The sequence below is a fragment of the Dysgonomonas sp. genome (genome assembly GCF_035323175.1).
In the GTDB taxonomy this organism is placed as follows: Bacteria; Bacteroidota; Bacteroidia; order Bacteroidales; family Dysgonomonadaceae; genus Dysgonomonas.
Genome location: NZ_DAOKYH010000010.1, coordinates 20117 through 39927, shown reverse-complemented (window position 1 = coordinate 39927; position 19811 = coordinate 20117). Strand labels below are relative to the sequence as shown.

At 37.8% G+C, this 19811-nt stretch carries 19 protein-coding genes; 9 read left to right on the top strand and 10 right to left on the bottom strand.

Annotated elements, in window-relative coordinates; genetic code table 11:
* The first annotated feature begins 86 nt into the window (after nt 1-86).
* Nucleotides 87-686 carry a MarC family protein gene (locus PKC55_RS12260; protein WP_252638010.1) on the top strand — a complete coding sequence of 200 codons (600 nt, stop codon included), beginning with the start codon at nt 87-89 and terminating at the stop codon, nt 684-686.
* 3 nt (nt 687-689) lie between these two features.
* Nucleotides 690-1364 carry a ComEA family DNA-binding protein gene (locus tag PKC55_RS12255; protein WP_291124338.1) on the top strand — a complete coding sequence of 225 codons (675 nt, stop codon included), beginning with the start codon at nt 690-692 and terminating at the stop codon, nt 1362-1364.
* Nucleotides 1365-1424: 60 nt separating this feature from the next.
* On the opposite strand, the gene PKC55_RS12250 is transcribed toward PKC55_RS12255, so the two are convergent.
* The 6 genes from PKC55_RS12250 to PKC55_RS12225 all read right to left on the bottom strand — a co-directional run bounded on the left by PKC55_RS12250 (nt 1425) and on the right by PKC55_RS12225 (nt 6494).
* The gene (locus PKC55_RS12250) at nt 1425-1760 is read right to left on the bottom strand and encodes a T9SS type A sorting domain-containing protein (RefSeq protein WP_135105480.1); all 336 of its coding nucleotides are present in this window, start codon (nt 1758-1760) and stop codon (nt 1425-1427) included.
* Between the two features lie 78 nt (nt 1761-1838).
* On the bottom strand, nt 1839-2753 hold the full coding sequence (locus tag PKC55_RS12245; protein WP_283685443.1) for a ribonuclease Z: 915 nt from the start codon (nt 2751-2753) through the stop codon (nt 1839-1841).
* On the bottom strand, nt 2753-3334 hold the full coding sequence (locus PKC55_RS12240) for a 7-carboxy-7-deazaguanine synthase QueE (protein WP_135105478.1): 582 nt from the start codon (nt 3332-3334) through the stop codon (nt 2753-2755). Before PKC55_RS12240 ends, PKC55_RS12245 begins: the two co-directional genes overlap by 1 nt.
* Nucleotides 3315-3677 carry a 6-carboxytetrahydropterin synthase QueD gene (gene queD / locus PKC55_RS12235; protein WP_291124336.1) on the bottom strand — a complete coding sequence of 121 codons (363 nt, stop codon included), beginning with the start codon at nt 3675-3677 and terminating at the stop codon, nt 3315-3317. The genes PKC55_RS12240 and queD overlap by 20 nt, the downstream gene beginning before the upstream one ends.
* A 193-nt stretch (nt 3678-3870) precedes the next feature.
* The gene (locus PKC55_RS12230; protein WP_324373201.1) at nt 3871-4320 is read right to left on the bottom strand and encodes a GNAT family N-acetyltransferase; all 450 of its coding nucleotides are present in this window, start codon (nt 4318-4320) and stop codon (nt 3871-3873) included.
* Between the two features lie 11 nt (nt 4321-4331).
* On the bottom strand, nt 4332-6494 hold the full coding sequence (locus tag PKC55_RS12225; protein ID WP_414647303.1) for a S9 family peptidase: 2163 nt from the start codon (nt 6492-6494) through the stop codon (nt 4332-4334).
* Between the two features lie 328 nt (nt 6495-6822).
* Here PKC55_RS12225 and PKC55_RS12220 point away from each other — a divergent pair, with 328 nt between their 5' ends.
* The 5 genes from PKC55_RS12220 to PKC55_RS12200 all read left to right on the top strand — a co-directional run bounded on the left by PKC55_RS12220 (nt 6823) and on the right by PKC55_RS12200 (nt 12411).
* On the top strand, nt 6823-7959 hold the full coding sequence (locus PKC55_RS12220) for a redoxin domain-containing protein (protein WP_324373198.1): 1137 nt from the start codon (nt 6823-6825) through the stop codon (nt 7957-7959).
* An 88-nt stretch (nt 7960-8047) separates the two neighbouring features.
* Nucleotides 8048-9592: a YifB family Mg chelatase-like AAA ATPase gene (locus PKC55_RS12215; protein WP_291127360.1), complete on the top strand. Its 1545-nt coding sequence runs from the start codon at nt 8048-8050 to the stop codon at nt 9590-9592.
* Between the two features lie 33 nt (nt 9593-9625).
* The gene (locus tag PKC55_RS12210) at nt 9626-10237 is read left to right on the top strand and encodes a DUF4254 domain-containing protein (RefSeq protein ID WP_291127361.1); all 612 of its coding nucleotides are present in this window, start codon (nt 9626-9628) and stop codon (nt 10235-10237) included.
* Between the two features lie 21 nt (nt 10238-10258).
* Nucleotides 10259-11296, top strand: coding sequence for a glycosyltransferase family 9 protein (locus PKC55_RS12205; RefSeq protein WP_291127363.1), 1038 nt, complete (start codon nt 10259-10261; stop codon nt 11294-11296).
* On the top strand, nt 11293-12411 hold the full coding sequence (locus tag PKC55_RS12200) for a glycosyltransferase (protein WP_291127365.1): 1119 nt from the start codon (nt 11293-11295) through the stop codon (nt 12409-12411). Before PKC55_RS12205 ends, PKC55_RS12200 begins: the two co-directional genes overlap by 4 nt.
* 96 nt (nt 12412-12507) lie before the next feature.
* On the opposite strand, the gene PKC55_RS12195 is transcribed toward PKC55_RS12200, so the two are convergent.
* The 3 genes from PKC55_RS12195 to mutS form a co-directional block, all read right to left on the bottom strand.
* A complete protein-coding gene (locus PKC55_RS12195) occupies nt 12508-13167 on the bottom strand; it encodes a porin family protein (protein ID WP_291127368.1) in 660 nt (219 codons plus the stop codon).
* Nucleotides 13168-13179: 12 nt separating this feature from the next.
* The gene (locus PKC55_RS12190) at nt 13180-14121 is read right to left on the bottom strand and encodes a UDP-glucuronic acid decarboxylase family protein (RefSeq protein ID WP_291127371.1); all 942 of its coding nucleotides are present in this window, start codon (nt 14119-14121) and stop codon (nt 13180-13182) included.
* 206 nt (nt 14122-14327) lie between these two features.
* Nucleotides 14328-16910: a DNA mismatch repair protein MutS gene (gene mutS, locus PKC55_RS12185; RefSeq protein WP_291127374.1), complete on the bottom strand. Its 2583-nt coding sequence runs from the start codon at nt 16908-16910 to the stop codon at nt 14328-14330.
* Nucleotides 16911-17201: 291 nt separating this feature from the next.
* Here mutS and PKC55_RS12180 point away from each other — a divergent pair, with 291 nt between their 5' ends.
* Nucleotides 17202-17366, top strand: coding sequence for a hypothetical protein (locus PKC55_RS12180; protein ID WP_291127377.1), 165 nt, complete (start codon nt 17202-17204; stop codon nt 17364-17366).
* A 10-nt stretch (nt 17367-17376) separates the two neighbouring features.
* Complete coding sequence (gene trxA / locus PKC55_RS12175; protein WP_291127381.1) at nt 17377-17844, top strand: thioredoxin; 468 nt, start codon at nt 17377-17379, stop codon at nt 17842-17844.
* Nucleotides 17845-17912: 68 nt separating this feature from the next.
* On the opposite strand, the gene guaA is transcribed toward trxA, so the two are convergent.
* Nucleotides 17913-19433, bottom strand: a complete 1521-nt coding sequence (gene guaA, locus PKC55_RS12170) for a glutamine-hydrolyzing GMP synthase (RefSeq protein WP_283685455.1) — start codon at nt 19431-19433, stop codon at nt 17913-17915.
* Nucleotides 19434-19811: the final 378 nt, after the last annotated feature.

Here is a 19811-nt window from a genome sequence, read left to right as displayed (position 1 = left end):
ATTTAGCCTGCATACTATTTTCTCTTTAACTTTTTTGATGCATCAAAAATTATTTACCTTTGTGCAATCCTAAAAAAGCAAATACTATGGACTTTAATATTGACATAACACAAATACTGAGCGCATTCGTTGTGCTTTTCGTACTAATCGATGTATCCGGATCAATTCCTATATTTCTTGGTTTCAAAGGAGAGGGCAGAGATATAAACCCGCTGCAAGCTGCAATCTACTCTTTTATAATAATGACAGCTTTCTTATTTGTGGGCAAATGGGTACTTAACATGTTCAATGTAGAAGTATCATCTTTTGCCGTTGCAGGAGCATTAGTCATATTTATCATCTCGATAGAAATGATATTTGGAGTCGAAATATTTAAGAATGATGCACCGGGAGGATCAAAGACTCTTGTTCCGATTGTATTCCCTTTAATAGCCGGTCCGGGAACATTTACAGTACTGTTATCCATGCGTGCAGATTATGATGTATCGAATATAATTATTGCCTTATTTCTTAACATGATAATCGTATTTCTTGTACTCAGGTATCTGAAGGTAGTAGAAAAGCTGCTGGGATTAGGAGGTGTATATGTTTTGCGTAAATTCTTTGGAGTTATCGTAATGGCAATATCAGTAAGCCTGTTTACCTCAAACATAAACACCCTGATAGAAAGCCTCAGCGGTAAATAATACATGAGCTGGAAGGATTATCTATATATCCATAAGGGAGATAGGATAGCAATCATATTATTACTAATCCTTATCGTTATCTCGGGTGGAATATACATCCTCGTTTCCATTCAGAAAGAGAATGATAAAACCATCTGTCCCGAATCAGAAAGAGAATTTGAAGCATTTATAGAAAAACTAAAAGACACGGATTCAACAAAATCCTATCCACAAGAAAATCATATACAGAAAGACAGCACACAGTACACTGAATACGCTCATCAGGAGAAGTTAAAAACCGGTGAAACAATAGAGATAAATAGTTCCGACACGACTGATCTAAAGAAGATACCCGGCATAGGGAGTGCTTTTTCCAACAGGATAGTAAAATACCGCAATCTACTGGGTGGATACAACAATCTGAATCAGTTGAAGGAAGTATGGGGGATGGACGATGATCTATTCAACAAAATCATACCATATCTGAAAATCACGCACAATACTAAAAAGATACAAGTCAACACAGCCTCTTTTGAAGAGTTGAATAAACACCCATATATCAAATACAAACGGGCCAAAATCATCATAGATATACGGGAGCGAAAAGGCAAAATAGAGTCTATAGACAGATTGTCTTTACTCGAAGAGTTTACAGATGCTGATATAAAAAGGCTAACACCCTATTTGTCTTTTGATTAAAATAAAAAAAACAGTAAGAAATCTTACTGCCTTCACTAAATAAATATAATAAGCCAAAACTTATTTCACTATTACCTTTTGGGCAACCTTTCCGGCTTTCAATATATATATGCCTTTAGGAAGTTCAATATTGCACACACCCAGATATGTTCTTAGGTTTATGCTTCTTACCTTTACACCCAATATACTATAAACTTCAAGATAGCCGGTCGTTGGAATATTTTCCATTGTAACTTTAGAGATACCATTGATCACAACCTCCAAAGTCATCGTATTATCTTGCTGTTCACCGGCAGTACGAAATGGGTCTGAAGGAAACCCTACCCTAGCCGAATTGGCTGATAAAGAGAGCCCTGCAAACAACGCAATGAATAATATTTTTCTAATTCCTGCCATTAATCATACTCCTAATAAACGCAAATATAGATATTAAAGCTTATAAAAGAATAAAATAGAATAAAAAAAACCTTGTTTTTACAATTTTTCACGTAACCCTTCGTTAGCAAGAATTGTATTCGGAAAAACTTTCCTTGCTTCATCCAGCAAAATCTGATTATCAGGATATCGTGCCGAGAAATGACCAATCATCATTTTTTTTACATTTGCTAACTTTGCTATCTGTGCAGCCTGAGAAGCAGTAGAGTGCCCTGTAGCCTTCGCTCTTGCAGCATCTTCGTCTACAAAGGTAGCCTCATGATAAAGCAAGTCAACCCCCTCTATAATAGGCACTATCTTTTCATTGTAAGCTGTATCTGAACAATAAGCATAAGAACGTGCAGGCTCGGAAGGAATTGTCAGATGCGAGTTAGGAATAACCTTACCCTCTTCTGTTATAAAATCAGCACCCTTCTTTATATTAGCCAATTCCCGAATGGGGATATTATGAAACTTTATCATCTCGGGAATCAAGTGCGCTTCCTTTTGCTTCTCCCGAAAAAGAAATCCGGCACATGGGACACGATGCTTCAAAGGAATTGTAGTCACCGAAACAGAACGATCATCATATATTAGCTCACTCTTTTTAGGGTCGAAAGTTTCTATCTTCACCTGGAAAGGATTATCCTTACAGAAAAAGTCAATTTCGGGTCGCAATATTTCTTCCAGTCCCGCAACGGAATATATCGTAATATCACCCGTACGCCCAAGCAGCCCTAATGTAGAGATCAGCCCGATAAGACCAAAGCAATGGTCGCCATGCAGATGGGATATAAAAATACTATTAAGCCTCCCAAAACGCAGTTTGCTCCTCCTAAACTGCAACTGCGTACCCTCCCCGCAGTCTATCATAAAGAGCTTATCCCTTATATTCAACACTTGGGATGAAGGATTATGCAGAGTAGTTGGAGTAGCCGAGCCACAGCCTAGTATATCGAGTTCAAACTTCTCCATTATTCGATATGTATAAGCTTATGAACTTGTAAGCTCAGCTTCCACTGTGAGTTCAATTTTATTTGTTCTACGCAATAGTCTACATTCTCCAAGTTGATTTTGTCTCCATCAAAAATCGGACTTAAAAAATAATTGTCCGCCTTTGGAAAGATGGAAGCATCTGGAATTGTATCACCTACTTTAACAGGAATTCTTATTTCGTTTACTACAGGAATCCTGCTTTTTATCGTTTCGTAATCTTGCTTGGGACTACATGTAATATAATCTATCAAGGATGGCACAAGGCGCGTACCATTTGTCTCTATTGCTTGTTTATAGCCGTGCTTCCTGAAAACAGCAAGATATTCATCCTTAAGTTGGATCGTCGGTTCTCCGCCTGTCCATATAATCCACTTACAAGGATACTGTTTTATTTCTTCCAGTATTTCATCTATAGTCATCACATCGCCGTCGGCAAAGTCGGTATCACAAAAGCTGCAAGCAAGATTACACTTTGTAAGCCTTATAAATATAGAAGCCTCTCCGCTACGCCCACCTTCTCCCTGCAAGGAGTAGAATATCTCATTTACTATCAGCTTCATATATTGCGGTTGTTTTTGGTGTTTCAGAAACTTCTACAGCGTACAACTCAGGAATATCCGCCACAAATGTATCATACATATATCGGGCAATATTTTCTGCCGTAGGATTAAAGGACAAAACATCATTTAAGTGCCTATGGTCGAGTTTCTCGTCAATATATTTCTTTACACTGTCTAGTTCTCTATAATCTTTTATAAAGCCTACTTGATTCAATTCCTTTGATTTCAAATGCACGGTAATAACATAGTTATGCCCGTGTAATCGGGAACAAGGATGCTCCTGAGGGAGTCCCTCAAGAATATGTGAGGCCGAAAAAGAGAACTGTTTGCTTATTTTGTACATGTACCTTATTCTAAATTTATTAAATACTAAAAAGTGACAAAAGTAACACCTTTTTCGTTGATTTCATTTGTTACCTTTTTTTATCAAAATTACAAATAACCTTTCAAGAGACTCCCCTCATATCCACATTTCTATTAATAGATAATTATTAGAAAGAAATGTATCTGTTCGAGTCAATTTCTATTCGAGGTATTTATTTCAGCTTTTTGCAAAAACATCGACTAGTATCAACATTTTCATATTGATCATAATTAGGTATTTGCACATAGCCGCTTTTCTCATAAAGCCTTATCGCATCGGAGAGTTTACAACTGGTTTCGAGAATGCAGACTGAATACCCCAACTCTAAAGCCCAAACTTCCAATTCCTTCAATACATTTGAAGCAATCCTTTTGCCGCGATATTCCGGTCTTACAAACATTCGTTTTACTTCCATCGTATCTTCCGAGTACTTTTTAATTGCTCCGCACCCGACAACTATTCCTTCCGAATAAGCAAGAACGACATTCTTTATAGCTTCCACACCGTTATACTGACTGCATATCGTATGAGCCTCCCTATCCATTACGTCTAGTTCCGCATCGAGACATGGTATAAGCTCGATAAAATCTTTATTGGACGAATCAGTTCTGGTTATTGTCATTTACTTATCAGTTATTTCAAGAAATCATCAAAATAGCGAGTTATATGCTCATGCAGATGCACTCTATCACGCCCTATCATATTGTGACCATGCCCCGGATAGATGAAGAAGTCGGGATGTGTTCCTTTCTTTATTGCAGAATTTAGGAATTGCAGACTTTGCTGCATCACTACTGTCGGGTCTTCGTCTCCATGTATAAGCATCAAGCGTCCTTTCAGATCTCCCGCACGTGCTACCATACTTGTTTCTTTATATCCTTCAGGATTTTCCTGTGGACTATCCATATATCGTTCGCCGTACATCACTTCGTAATATTTCCAGTCGGTAACAGGGCCTCCGGCTACACCTACCTTGAAAGTCTCGGGATGACGAAGCATCAGATTGAGAGTCATAAAACCACCGAAACTCCATCCATGAACGCCTATCCTGTCAGTATCTACATAAGGCAAAGATTTCAAGTATTCAACACCTGTCATCTGATCCTGAGTCTCTATAACACCAAGTCTGCGATGTGTGATATTCTCAAAATCTATCCCTCTATAGCTTGTACCTCTGTTATCGATTGTAAAAACAATATATCCCTTTCCGGCCATATACACATCCCAACCCCTCGCCTGACCCAGCCATGAGTTATCTACCAATTGCGAATGCGGACCTCCATAGACATAAACTATTACAGGGTATTTTTTGTTCGGATCAAAGTTCAGAGGCTTAACAATGCGATAATACAAATCAGTACTATTATCATTGGCCTTCAACGAACCTAACGTAATTTCAGGCAACTCCACATTCTTGTAAGGATTCTTAGCTGTATGAAAGATATAGGTTTTATTTGTTTTAATCTCCGTAACGCCAGCTTTACCCGGATTGTTTTGTGAAGTATAAATATCACATACGTATTTTCCCGAAGCACTCAGCATGGCATTGTGCACACCTTCTTCTTTCGACAGTTTTTCTCTCTTCCCTGTTTTCAGATTGAGCTTATAAATATGCCTTTCTATCGGGCTTTCTTCCGTTGATACGAAAAATAGAGCCTCTCCTTTTTCGTCAAATCCGAGTACAGAAGTGACATCCCAATTTCCCATAGTGATTTGTTTTAGCAACTTACCGCTAGTATCGTACAGATATAAATGATTGTGCCCATCACGTTCACTTTGCCAAATAAATTTATTCGGATCATTTTTCAAAAACAGAACAGGATTTTCTGGTTCTACATATTTCGGATGAGTCTCTGTAAATAATGTCGTCTGCAGTTTTCCGGTCAAAGCGTCGTAGCTTCTTAGCACACATGTATCCTGACCTCTGTTTACTTCTGCGATATAAACACTCTTTTCATCGGGACTCCAAGATATATTTGTCAGATATTTTTCTTTCGGTGTACCTGTTTTAAGGAATACTGTTTCCTGAGTTGCAGGGTTAAAAACGCCAACTGTGACATGATGGCTTTTCATTCCTGCCATCGGATATTTTATATTTTTCAGTTGAGCAATACGAGTCGAAACATCGACCAAAGGATAATCTGTCACCATTGTTTCGTCCATACGGTAAAAAGCCAGAAGGTTCCCTTTAGGAGACCAAAAAGTGCCTTTATTTATTCCGAACTCATTTCTATGGACAGATTGTCCGTTTACAATACCCTTGTCAGTATCGGTTGTGACATCATACTTTTTCCCGTCAGGAGTTTGTACAAAAAGATTATTCTCTATCGTGTATGCCAAATTGTTACTTTTATCTGACAGGTCGTGATTCTCCATTTTTTCTGTAGAAGAAAAAGTTCCTGCCAACTTCTTATTTACAAAATCGTACAAATAGATCTTTTCGGGAGAAACGATCATCAAATTATTTGACGTTGCAGAAACAAACTGAACGTAAGTTAAACTCTTAACGCTCTCTCCTTCGCCCAAACCACTATTGGCATTAATATCCTTAACTGTAAGTAAGACCTGAGCTGCTTCCTTTTCCGTATTAGGTGCTATCATAATAGAATCCCCCTTAACGTAGGTAAGTTTATCACCAGCCCAACTTACCCGGCGAGGCATTTCGGCACGATACTTGCTGTACGTTTTACCTCCCGGAATAAGGTCTTCGAGAGATAAAGGAATTTCTTGACTATAAGATTTCATAGGAAACAATATGCTTATAAGAAGGAAAAAAAGAGAACCGAATGATTTCATACAATATCAATTTGTTTTTTTTACGAGCAAAGATAATGATTTTAAATGTTTTCGTTTCTTACAAAGAGCATATAATAGTATACCAGATAAGGGAAAGAAAAGACAATAACAAGAAAAAGATCAAGGGTTAAAGATCAAATATTCTGAATATAAACGGCTCTTTTTCAGTCCTAATCTATTTTAACAGAAAGAAACAAGTTCATCAGCCTTGCTTAAATTAGTTTTTTTTAGAACAATTTTATTTTTTTAAACGTTTAAATAATAAATAGTATCTTTACACGTTCAAAATATCAAGGGGAAGATATATAACTTAACAAAATCAGGAAGAATGTCTATCTATAATGCATTACGCTACATAGGAATCGTTACACTTTGCGCTACAGTAATGATATCCTGTGACAAAAAAGCGACATCGAAATATGAGATATCCGGAAAACTGGAGAATCTTACAGGGAATTATTTCCTAATGTCTCATGAAGTCGGCGACTCCGTTGTTATAGATACAATTCCGATAAATGCAAAAGGAGAATTTTCGTTCAAAGGAGCAGTTGACACCCTTACAGAAATGTCCCTTTATTTCAATCAGAATACAAAAAGCACCTACATACTTGTAAACAAAGGATGGGATGTAGAGCTCAAAGGAGATGCATTATACCCCGACTTGATAAACGTGAAGGGCGGTGATGTGAATGATGACCTCACAACATTTAAGAATCAAAACAAAGAGTTGCTAAAGAATCGGGCGGATATCTTGATTGCTGCCGACAGAAAAAACTCAGACAACAATGATACCCTCAAAGTTAAAGACTACGTAGTAGAATTAAAGAATATAAACTTCGAATTATCTAACATTGCGGCTAACTATATAAAAACAAATCCGGAAAAGATAGCAAGCGTGATGTTAATTAACACGTTTTTCAAAGACGAATCATCTATTCCCCGCCTCGATGAAAACCTCGCTTTACTAAAAGGAAAAGCAGTTGACTTCCAACTGACAGCCGACCTAAAGCAATTTAGAGATAAAGTAAAAAGATCATCGGTAGGAGTAATAGCTCCCGTTTTCAACCTGAAAGATGCAAATGGAAAAAATGTACAGCTGTCCGACTTTAAAGGGAAATATGTGCTATTAACATTTGCCTCTACAACTTGTGAAGTGTGCAAGTTAGAAAAAAAGGATGCCGTAAAGGTTTATAACGAATTGAAGAAGCAGAAAAAGAATATCGAATTCATATCAATAATCAAAGATATAGAAGACGAACCTATATCAAAGAGTTTCACAGATTCTGTAAAATGGACTATCATACCCGTAAAAGGCGGATGGTCTGCAAAGGAATTCGATACTTATTATATACGCGAAATACCATACAATGTACTTATATCGCCTTCGGGTAATATAACCGACAGAGATTTCCCCGTTACCGCTTTAATAAAAAAGATGAATGAGCTGGTTGATTCCGGCAAATAGTCGTTAACACTTAAGGATTCCTTTTTTTTCCTTATATTTGTGTAGTACTAATAAAAGTACAACTTTACTACTATATACAATACAATAGATGTTGGTCAAAATTTTTGGAGCTGCTGTTCAAGGAATAGAGGCTACACTTATCACCATAGAAGTTAACTGCTCGAAGGGAATTAAGTTCATGCTGGTTGGGCTACCTGATGCATCAGTGAAGGAGAGCCATGAACGTATTATTTCGGCATTGCAAGTAAACGGATACAAATTCCCAAGACAACAAGTTGTCATAAACATGTCTCCTGCCGACATACGCAAGGAAGGCACAGCTTACGATCTGCCTTTAGCTATCGGCATATTAGCGGCATCAGACAGTGTGAAGCCGGACAAACTTGAAGAATACATAATAATGGGAGAACTTTCTCTCGATGGTAGCATACTCCCCATTAAAGGTGTTTTACCGATAGCCATAATGGCTCGAACAATGGGATTTAAAGGGATTATATTGCCGAATAAGAATGCACGGGAGGCAGCAGTTGTAAATAACCTCGAGGTATATGGTGTAGACAACATCAAAGAGGTAGTAAACTTCTTTAATGGAGATTACGATCTGGAAAAAACAATCGTAGATACTCGTACCGAGTTCTATAATGCCCAACAATTATTCGATTTCGACTTCTCGGACGTAAAAGGACAAGAAAACGTAAAGCGAGCACTGGAAGTTGCCGCAGCAGGAGGTCACAACCTCATTATGATCGGCCCTCCCGGTGCAGGGAAATCGATGATGGCTAAACGAATGCCTTCCATCCTACCTCCATTCACCCTGTATGAAGCCCTTGAAACAACAAAGATACACAGCGTAGCCGGAAAAATAGGCACAGAAACAGCACTGATGGCTCAACGTCCGTTCCGCAGTCCACATCATACAATTTCTGATGTAGCACTGGTTGGAGGCGGGGCATATCCTCAGCCGGGAGAAATAAGTTTGGCTCACAACGGAGTATTATTTCTTGACGAATTGCCCGAGTTCAGCCGGAGTGTGCTCGAAGTAATGAGACAGCCGCTCGAAGATAGGAGAATAACCATATCACGCTCAAAGTTTACAGTGGAGTATCCTGCAAGCTTTATGCTGATTTCTTCGATGAATCCGTGCCCATGCGGGTACTACAATCATCCCGAAAAAGAATGTGTTTGCCCCAATGGAGCAGTACAAAAATATCTGAATAAGATATCGGGGCCATTACTCGACCGGGTAGATATTCATATAGAAATAGTACCAGTTCCATTTGAAAAGATATCGGATAAAACACCTGCTGAAGCAAGCAACCTTATTCGAGAGCGGGTAATTGTTGCTAGAGAACAACAAAGTAAACGCTTCGAGAATGAAGAAGGCATCTACTGCAATGCTCAGATGACACCCAAAATGCTCGCTAAATATGCTTCACCCGATAACGAGGGATTGCAATTATTAAAAACAGCAATGGATCGATTCAATTTATCAGCAAGAGCATACGATCGCATACTAAAAGTGTCTCGAACCATTGCGGATCTAGATAATTCTGAAAAAATTCATTCAAAACATTTGGCAGAAGCAATAAATTACCGAAATTTGGATAGGGAAACGTGGGCGAGTAAAAAATAAATTAATAAATAAGTAATACTAAAAATCTAGATCATGACTTTTACCGAATTAAGTAATTCCATTTTTGTGCAAGTAATAAATGATTACCATAAGGCAGATCATGTTGATACTCCAATAAACAACCCGTTTGAAGAAAAAACTATCGAGTATTTTCTGTACCTCAAAAATTGGATTGATACAGTTCAATGGCATCTGGAAGACATTATTCGCGACCCTGAAATAAACCCAACAGAAGCTCTAAAAATAAAGAGAAGAATAGATACGTCGAATCAGGACAGAACTGACTTGGTTGAATTAATCGACAGCTATTTCCTTGATAAATATAAAGACATAAAGATACAACCAAATGCCCGTATCAATACAGAAAGCCCGGCATGGGCTATCGACCGTTTATCGATACTTGCTCTCAAAATATATCACATGCAGCAAGAGGTAGACAGAAAAGATTCGGATGCAAGTCATCACGAACAGGTTTCTAAAAAATTAGATATACTGTTAGCCCAGCGTGAAGATTTATCCACAGCTATTGAAGAATTATTAGAGGACATAGAAGCAGGAAACAAGTATATGAAGGTATACAAGCAAATGAAAATGTATAACGACCCTGCTCTTAATCCTGTTTTATATGGAAAAGAATCAAAATAACCTAACACTAATTTTGCAATTATGGCTAAAGTATTAGTAATCCGCACTTCCTCGTTTGGGGATGTTGCAATTCTTGTACCTGTCATTTTTTCTGTTGCAGCAAAGTACCCTCAAGACCGTTTTTCGGTAATGACGCGTAAAGCTTTTGCCCCTCTATTCGAAAACTTAGGCTTCAACATTAATGTTATTCCGGTAGACGTTACCGGCAGACACAAGGGCATAGTAGGAATGTTCAGAATAATCAGGAGGGTTGCAACTCTTGGTTTTTCTCATGTCGCCGACGAACATGATGTCCTGAGATCTAAAGCCATCCGTTTTTTTATGAAAATGACAGGACGTAAAGTGGCTTATATAGACAAAGGGCGTAAAGAAAAAAGAGAAATGATTGCTAATAAGAACTTACAGCCCCCTTTAAAAAGTACTATCGAACGATATCAAAAAGTATTTGACGATTTGGGATTTCCTGCTCCCATGATTTTTACGAATGTATTACAGTTTATACCCAAAGACTTTTCTAGCTTAAGGGCTATAGCTACCGAAAAAACCGGGAAATGGGTTGGAATTGCTCCTTTTTCTAAGCATAAGGGCAAAATATACCCTCTGGAAAAAATGGAAAAAGTGATTGATAAACTATCCAAAGAAGGGAATATTACTATATTTCTGTTCGGTGCAGGGAAAGAGGAAGATAGAGTTCTGTCTAAATGGGCTAAAATGTATCCAAATACAGTAAATACAATGGGAAAATTAAATCTGGAAAGAGAGCTTATGCTCATATCATATCTAGATGTAATGCTCTCAATGGATTCTGCAAATATGCATCTGGCTTCTCTTGTTCAGGTTCCCGTAATATCAATCTGGGGTGCAACACACCCGTCGTTAGGGTTTTATGGTTTCAATCAGGACTTAGACAATGCTATTCAAATAGATATTGAATGTAGACCCTGCTCGGTATATGGAGACCTACCCTGCCAACGAGAAGATTACGCTTGCTTAGAAAGAATCTCGGAAGATATGGTCGTATCCCGTATCCATAAAGAACTGAATAAAAAAGAATCATGAAAATAGCTATCCTATCACCATTTTTTCCCTACAGAGGCGGAATTGCCCAATTTAGCGAATTGCTCTACAGAGGGCTATCGGGAAACAATGAGGTGAAGGCATTTTCATTTACAACATTATACCCTAATTTTCTATTCCCGGGAAAAAGCCAGTATGTTCCGGACAATGAATATTCGGATATAGAAAGCTGTCGTACGCTGAATAGCATAAACCCTTTCAGCTATATAAAAACAGCAAAGGAAATAAATAAATATAAGCCTGACATACTGATCATCTCCTATTGGATGTCATTTATGGTGCCTGCCTACAGCTCTGTTTGCCTGATGCTAAACAAGCAGATAAAAATAGTGGCACTTGTACATAATGCGATTCCTCACGAAAAACGAGTTATAGATAAGCCTCTTACAAAACTATTTTTCAATAGATGTGATGCTTTCATCGTATTAAGTGAAACAGTAAGGAAAGATGTATTATCGCTTTGCAAAGGGGCAAATATATTTTTACATCCGCATCCGATATATGATAATTATGGCGAAACGATAGAAAAAGAGCGAGCTTGCGATAAACTGGGAATAAGAAGTGACAAAAAGAATCTTTTATTTTTTGGTCTCATCCGAGAATATAAAGGCCTCGACTTACTTATAGAAGCAATGGACTATCTTGACGATAGCTTCCAACTTATCATATCAGGAGAAAGCTATGGCGATTTTGAAAAGTATAAAAAACTTATCGAGAAGTCTCGATTAAAGGATAATATAAAAGTATTCGAGCAATATATTCCGGATAATATGGTCGCCACTTTTTTCTCGGCAGCAGATGTTTTAGTATTACCTTATCGGTCTGCTACACAAAGTGGGGTTACTGCGATTGCCATACAGATGGAACTCCCTATAATAGCGACAAATGTGGGAGAACTAGGAAATAGTGTAAAAGATGCTCAAATTGGGGTAGTAGCACCGACTGCAACCAATACAGACATTGCCGAAGCTGTATTGGAATTCTTTTCGGATGAAAAGAAGATCTCTATTTATAGGGAAAAAATTAAAGAAGAAAAGAAACGATTATCCTGGAAAAGCTTCATCCAATTTACCGAATCTTCTTTATCCCGCTTGTAACATCTGCCTTCTAGTGCACTCCTAAAAATCCAAATGAATTTTCCTCGGCTCGTTATAGGCAAGAATGATTATTGAGTTTCATAATCCTGTTTGCGTTTAAAATAAGTATCCTACTGAAATATACATATTTCTTGTTCTGGCTTTTCCATCATTATATCCGGGTGCAAAATTTCTCAATCCGCGATCGTATCCTATAGCCAAAACATATCTGTCGTATTCGGCATTAACACCGCCACCTAATCCCCAGTCAAATTTTCCGACACCAATACCGAAGAAGTCTTCTTTTTTTCTAAATTCTTTATCGTCATAGACATATGTCCAATGCGTTTTGCCGCCTAAGCCATATGCCATAAAAGGTCCTGCATGAAACATCAGACGAAAATCCCTGTTTATAGGCCAGAGGTAACCTACATGAAGCGGTATTTGTAAATAAGCAGGCTTATCGTTATTAATAAAATAGTGACCCGGAGCATCTGATGTCGCCTCTACATATTTTTTGCCTTTAGAACCTTTTACTGTGTATTCCATACCCGTTATCAAATACATTTTATCTGATAATCTGAAATCTACCGTCACGCCTATATTGAAGCCAACTTTGGCATAACTGTCCAGCTCACCTCTTGGCACTCCATCTTGTCCGGAAAGGTTTATTCCGGCTCTTACTCCTACAATCGCTACATTATCTTGTGCATTTCCGGCTGTTGCTAGCAGAAGCATTACAGCTAATAATTTTGTTGTTTTGTAAATTGCATTCATTATTATAACACATTATGTTAAGATTTTGTCAAAATAGTCAATCGTTTTAATCAACCCATCCCTCAGTTGCACCTTAGGTTCCCAGTTTAGCTTTTCTTTTGCTAAAGTTATATCGGGTCTTCTCTGTTTAGGATCATCACTAGGTAAAGGCATAAATATCAGTTTCGACTTTGAACCTGTAAGTTCGAGAATGAGGGTTGCAAGTTCAAGCATTGTAAACTCTCCCGGATTTCCTGTATTTACAGGACCAATAAAAGAGTCGTCGGTCTCCATCATTCGGGTCATCGCTTCAACAAGGTCATCTACATACTGAAAGCTTCTGGTCTGAGTGCCATCACCATATATCGTAATATCTTCTCCCTTGAGTGCTTGCACAATAAAATTAGATACAACCCTCCCATCATTGGGGTTCATATGAGGTCCGTAAGTATTAAATATGCGTACAATCTTTATTCTCACTCCATTCTGACGGTGATAGTCCATAAATAAGGTCTCGGCACAACGCTTTCCTTCATCATAGCAAGAACGTATACCTATCGGATTTACATTCCCCCAATAAGATTCGGGCTGAGGGTGTACATTGGGGTCGCCATACACCTCACTTGTAGAAGCTTGCAGCACTTTCGCTTTAAGCCGTTTTGCCAAACCAAGCATATTGATGGCGCCTACTACAGACGTTTTTATTGTTTTTATCGCATTGTACTGATAATGTACAGGAGAAGCAGGACAAGCCAAATTGTATATCTCATCCACATCTGCATGAAAAGGATGAACTATATCATGTCTGATTAATTCAAAATATGGATTATCTAAAAGGTGTATGATATTATCTTTTGAGCCTGTAAAATAATTATCTAAGCATAAAACTTCATTCCCATCTTTCAAAAGTCTTTCACAAAGATGTGAACCAATAAATCCCGCACCACCGGTGACCAATATCTTTTTGCGATTCATTATTTTACAGAAATAGCTGTTATTTAATTTATTCTAAAACACAAAGAAACAAAAAAACTTGACGAATATAGTTTTTTTATTGAAAGAAAAACTACCTAAAGTACAGTTTTGCAATAGTTTGAATTTATCAGATTCTATTTATGAATTTGATCAGCAAGTTTTCTTATTATTTTATAAAGTTATACGTATCTAGAGTATATTTACTCCTATTTACCGGATACTATTTTTTTTATCTCATTCAGTTTATTTAGAGCCTCCATTGGTGTCAGATTGTTTACATCTAATGATTTAATTTCATCTCTTACCTGGCTGAGAACAGGGTCATCAAGTTGGAAAAAGCTTAGCTGATACCCTTCTCTGTTTTCTTTAATATCTTTAATCGGTTTCGATATACCTTGTTTGCGATTATCCGATTCCAATTGCTTTAATATCGAATTGGCTCTTTTAACAATGCTTTGAGGCATTCCCGCCATCTTAGCCACATGTATACCAAAGCTATGTTCACTCCCTCCGGGAACAAGTTTACGGAGGAATATAACTTTATTGTCTATTTCTTTAACCGAAACATTGAAGTTCTTTATCCGCTTAAAAGATTTTTCCATCTCGTTCAGCTCATGATAGTGCGTTGCGAACAAGGTTTTTGCTCTTGCTTTAGGATGTTCGTGAATGTACTCAACAATAGCCCATGCAATAGAAATACCGTCATAGGTACTTGTTCCACGCCCTAACTCATCAAACAAAACAAGACTTTTAGGCGATAAGTTATTCAAAATATCAGAAGCCTCGTTCATCTCTACCATAAACGTAGACTCACCTACAGAGATGTTGTCAGAAGCTCCTACACGAGTAAATATCTTATCCACCAATCCTATTTGAGCCGATTCGGCAGGGACAAAACTTCCGGCCTGTGCCATCAGTGTAATAAGTGCAGTTTGACGAAGCAATGCCGACTTACCCGCCATATTAGGCCCGGTAATAATTATTATCTGCTGCCTGTTACTATCCAGAGATACATCATTGGCAATATAACTTTCCCCAAGCGGTAACTGCTTCTCTATTACAGGATGACGACCGTTCTTTATCTTTAAAACATCCGTATCATTTATCTCGGGACGGATATATTTATTCTCTTTTGCAACTTTGGAGAAAGAAAGTAAACAATCGGTCTGAGCAATAAGACTTGCATTTGCCTGTATTGCCGGTATATACTCTACAATACTAAGGACAAGCTCATTGAATAGATTAGATTCCAAGGCCTGAATTTTCTCTTCGGCTCCCAGTATCTTTTCTTCATACTCTTTCAGTTCCTGAGTAATGTAGCGCTCTGCATTTACCAACGTTTGCTTGCGTATCCAACTTTCAGGGACTTTATCTTTATGAGTATTTCTGACCTCGATATAGTAGCCAAATACGTTATTAAAACTAATCTTCAGGGATGATATGCCTGTAACTTCAGTTTCCCGTTGCTGTATCTTTAATAAATAATCTTTTCCGGAGTAGGCTATATCTCGAAGTTCGTCCAGTTCCGGGTTTACTCCTTTTCTTATTATATTTCCTTTATTAATCAGAGAAGGGGGATCAGGTTGCACTTCTTTTTCGATACGATCATGTATCACCGGACAAGGATTTAGCCTTTCTCCTATTTCCCTTAGGCTTGGTTCGTCCGAAGCCAAAAACGCATTTCTTATCGGTTCTATCGCTTTCAATGCCACCTTGAGTTGAACGATTTCGCGCGGAGAAACTCTGTTCACGGCAACCTTAGATATAATTCGTTCCAAGTCTCCGATCAACGCAAGTTGTTCTTCGAGCAAAGTTTTCAGCTCAATATCCTTAAAGAAGTATTCCACAACCGACAAGCGGCTATTGATAGGTTTTACATCTTTGAGCGGGAATACAAGCCAACGGCGAAGCATGCGTGCACCCATTGGAGAGACTGTCTTATCCAAGATATCTAACAGGCTTTTGCCTCCTTCATTCATCGTTGAGATAATTTCAAGGCTACGCACTGTAAACTTATCCAAACGCACATATTTATCCTCTTCTATACGAGAGAGAGATGTTATATGCCCTATCTGAGTATGTTGAGTAACATCCAGATAATGAAGAATTGTCCCTGCAGCAATAACTCCGTTTGTCAGATGCTCTACACCGAACCCTTTCAGATTGCGAGTTTCGAAATGCTTCAAAAGGCGACCTTTTGCTGTATCTTCGGTAAACACCCAATCGTCGAGCTCGAAAATAAAAAAACGAGAGCCAAACGACTCTTCAAACATTTTTTCCTTACTTCTCTCTAAGAGCACCTCTTTAGGAGAAAAGTTTGTAAGTAGTTTATCTATATATTCTTTTGTGCCCTCTGCAACGAGAAATTCTCCGGTAGAAATATCCAAAAAAGAAACTCCACAAGTATTCTTTGCAAAGTGAATGGCACAAAGGAAATTATTCTCTTTATGATTTAGTATATTATCATTGATAGAGACCCCGGGGGTAACAAGCTCGGTAATGCCTCTCTTTACAAGGGTCTTCGTTTGCTTAGGGTCTTCCAGTTGGTCACAAATAGCTACACGCCTTCCGGCACGTACCAACTTTGGCAAATATGTATCCAATGCATGATGTGGAAATCCTGCCAATTCTACAAACTGAGCAGTACCGTTTCCTCTACGCGTAAGCGTGATTCCCAATATCTCGGCAGCATCGATAGCGTCATCCGAAAATGTTTCGTAAAAGTCTCCTACTCTGAACAATAATATAGCATCAGGATGCTTGCTCTTGATCTCAAAATATTGTTTCATCAGTGGGGTTTCAGCTACCTTTTTTGACACAGTATTTATATAGTTTAGATGTTTTTATGAATCAATTATAAGAAAACAAAGATAGAAAAAAATAAATGAAAGTGTGATGAATCTTTATTTTGGCTTCGAAAAACGGAGTTAAAACTTATTTGTTTTTTATCTTTTTTAAATCCTCTTACAATTTAATCGCTATCAGATTCTGCATATCATTATTCATTTTATTTAACCATAGAAATATATTCTAAAGGAAAATACATATTATATTTGTAGCTGTTTTTAGAAAAAGAAAAAATGATGAAACGGTATATAAAGAAGTGGGTAGCTACTCATTCTTTGCAATTTATTTTAGGTATCTTTATCGTGGCAGTGAATACTTCCTGCTGCATAACAGGATATTGCAAGATAGATGAGAATCAGCAATATGCCGGATCGAAAGAAATAAACAAAGAAAAATAATATAAATAGAATGAGATTATTATTACTAGTATTGATCGCAGGAATCTCGCTTACAACTTATGCTCAAACCAACAGTAGCAAGACAGAAGAACCTGCTAAAATAGAAAACAAAGTGAAAACAATACATTTAAACAAAATAGATTTCTTAAAGAAAGTGGCTAATTATGAAGCCAATCCGAACGAATGGAAATACTTGGGAGACAAACCCGCGTTAATTGACTTTTACGCAGACTGGTGTGGACCATGTAAGGCTGTAGCTCCTGTTTTGGAGGAATTAGCAAAAGAATATGATGGGGAAATATATATTTACAAAATAGATACCGAAGCAGAGCTTGAGTTATCTGCTCTATTTGGAATCAGAAGTATACCAAGCCTACTATTCATCCCGATGAACGGAACGCCACAGATGGCACAAGGTGCCCTCCCTAAAAATGCCCTAAAAGAAGCTATAGACAAAGTTTTGTTAGAAAAGGAATAAAAGACTCTCGTATATGACATAAAAAAAGGACTTCAAATTGAAGTCCTTTTTTATATTTTGTCAATATCTTATTCCCACTCAATAGTTGCCGGTGGTTTTGAAGATATATCATAAACGACACGATTTACACCTTTCACCTTATTGATAATCTCATTAGAGACTTTAGCTAAAAACTCATAAGGCAAGTGTGCCCAGTCGGCAGTCATAGCATCTGTAGATGTTACGGCGCGTAAAGCGACTGTATTCTCATAGGTACGTTCATCGCCCATTACTCCTACCGAACGGATTGGCAACAATATTGCTCCTGCCTGCCATACTTTATCGTACAACCCCCATTCGCGTAGCATAGAGATATAGATATCATCAGCATTCTGAGCAATCTCAACCTTCTCAGGAGTAATATCGCCGAGGATACGAATTCCAAGACCCGGACCCGGGAATGGATGACGTTTGATAAGATTTTCCTTCATACCCAGCTCAAGACCGACACGACGTACTTCATCTTTAAATAACAGGCGAAGAGGTTCTACCAACTTCAAGTGCATCTTTTCAGGTAAACCACCAACATTATGATGCGATTTGATTACCGTTCCTGTTATCGACAAAGATTCTATAATATCAGGATAAATAGTACCCTGTCCCAACCATTTTATATCAGTGAGTTTATGTGCTTCTTCATCAAAAACATCAATAAAGCCTTTACCTATTATCTTACGCTTTTGCTCTGGATCAGTAACACCTGCAAGAGCTTTATAGAAACGATCTTTAGCATTAACACCTATCACATTAAGACCAAGATGCTCATAATCTTTCAAAACATTTTCGAATTCATTCTTACGAAGCAAGCCATGATCAACAAACACACACGTAAGGTTTTTACCGATTGCCTTATTCAAAAGGACTGCCGTTACTGACGAGTCTACTCCTCCCGAGAGTGCAAGTATCACTTTGTCGTCTCCTAATTGCTCTTTGAGTTCTGCGACAGTCGTATCTATAAAAGAAGCAGGCGACCAGTCGCGCTTCATCTTACATATATTCAAGAAATTACTCAACAAACGTGTACCATCTGTTGTATGAAAAACTTCGGGATGAAATTGTACAGCCCATGTCGGTTCTCCATCTATTTTGTATGCAGCAGCCTCTACATCACTTGTACTGGCTATAGTTTTAAAATCGTGAGGAAGAGATGTTATAGTATCTCCATGCGACATCCAAACCTGCGTGCCTGCTTGTATTCCATCAAACAGAGGCTCCGAAGAGTCTATTTTCGCAAGATGAGCTCTCCCGTATTCGCGAGAGTCGCTTTTCTCTACTTTTCCGCCCGATGTATAAGCCAAATATTGTGCTCCGTAACAAATACCCAGAACAGGATAGTTTTTTCTTATTTCACTAAGTTCAGGTTTAAACGCATCAGAGTCGTTTACCGAAAATGGACTTCCCGAAAGAATAACTCCTTTTACAGTTTCGTCTCCGAATGGAAATTTATTGTAAGGCACTATCTCGCAGTATGTATTGAGTTCTCTTACTCTGCGACCAATAAGTTGGGTGGTTTGTGACCCGAAATCAAGAATAATGATTTTTTCGTGCATAAATATAGATAAGTAAGGGATGTTTATTTAATGCGCACAAAGATACATCATTTTTTGCTCTTACTAAAGAGCTATTTTATTTTTTTACGATCTTGAAACTTCTGTGTCATATTACCTTTTGATGTTTGGGAAGGATGCTATAGTTTCTGATGAGAAAATATGTATGTTGGTTATCCTTTAAATGACAAATGAGATATTTGAAAAGGGCTAATAAATTGGCATAGTATATAATAGAAATAAAATAAGAGTGACTTTCTAAAATCAAAGTAAAATAAACCCTAATAGTTAGACAAACTTTTAGGGTTTATTTATGTCTAAGAAGTGATCCGTCCGTAACTTAGGATACAATTCAATTTTATTGTTTTCTGATTCCTTCAC

Coding starts and splice junctions, on each gene's coding strand:
- PKC55_RS12200 (WP_291127365.1), top strand. CDS start 11,293: ATGAAAATAGCTATCCTATCACCATTTTTTCCCTACAGAGGCGGAATT.
- PKC55_RS12245 (WP_283685443.1), bottom strand. CDS start 2,753: ATGGAGAAGTTTGAACTCGATATACTAGGCTGTGGCTCGGCTACTCCA.
- guaA (WP_283685455.1), bottom strand. CDS start 19,433: ATGCACGAAAAAATCATTATTCTTGATTTCGGGTCACAAACCACCCAA.
- PKC55_RS12205 (WP_291127363.1), top strand. CDS start 10,259: ATGGCTAAAGTATTAGTAATCCGCACTTCCTCGTTTGGGGATGTTGCA.
- PKC55_RS12260 (WP_252638010.1), top strand. CDS start 87: ATGGACTTTAATATTGACATAACACAAATACTGAGCGCATTCGTTGTG.
- PKC55_RS12180 (WP_291127377.1), top strand. CDS start 17,202: ATGATGAAACGGTATATAAAGAAGTGGGTAGCTACTCATTCTTTGCAA.
- PKC55_RS12240 (WP_135105478.1), bottom strand. CDS start 3,334: ATGAAGCTGATAGTAAATGAGATATTCTACTCCTTGCAGGGAGAAGGT.
- queD (WP_291124336.1), bottom strand. CDS start 3,677: ATGTACAAAATAAGCAAACAGTTCTCTTTTTCGGCCTCACATATTCTT.
- PKC55_RS12255 (WP_291124338.1), top strand. CDS start 690: ATGAGCTGGAAGGATTATCTATATATCCATAAGGGAGATAGGATAGCA.
- PKC55_RS12195 (WP_291127368.1), bottom strand. CDS start 13,167: ATGAATGCAATTTACAAAACAACAAAATTATTAGCTGTAATGCTTCTG.
- PKC55_RS12230 (WP_324373201.1), bottom strand. CDS start 4,320: ATGACAATAACCAGAACTGATTCGTCCAATAAAGATTTTATCGAGCTT.
- PKC55_RS12225 (WP_414647303.1), bottom strand. CDS start 6,494: ATGAAATCATTCGGTTCTCTTTTTTTCCTTCTTATAAGCATATTGTTT.
- mutS (WP_291127374.1), bottom strand. CDS start 16,910: ATGAAACAATATTTTGAGATCAAGAGCAAGCATCCTGATGCTATATTA.
- PKC55_RS12250 (WP_135105480.1), bottom strand. CDS start 1,760: ATGGCAGGAATTAGAAAAATATTATTCATTGCGTTGTTTGCAGGGCTC.
- PKC55_RS12215 (WP_291127360.1), top strand. CDS start 8,048: ATGTTGGTCAAAATTTTTGGAGCTGCTGTTCAAGGAATAGAGGCTACA.
- trxA (WP_291127381.1), top strand. CDS start 17,377: ATGAGATTATTATTACTAGTATTGATCGCAGGAATCTCGCTTACAACT.
- PKC55_RS12190 (WP_291127371.1), bottom strand. CDS start 14,121: ATGAATCGCAAAAAGATATTGGTCACCGGTGGTGCGGGATTTATTGGT.
- PKC55_RS12210 (WP_291127361.1), top strand. CDS start 9,626: ATGACTTTTACCGAATTAAGTAATTCCATTTTTGTGCAAGTAATAAAT.
- PKC55_RS12220 (WP_324373198.1), top strand. CDS start 6,823: ATGTCTATCTATAATGCATTACGCTACATAGGAATCGTTACACTTTGC.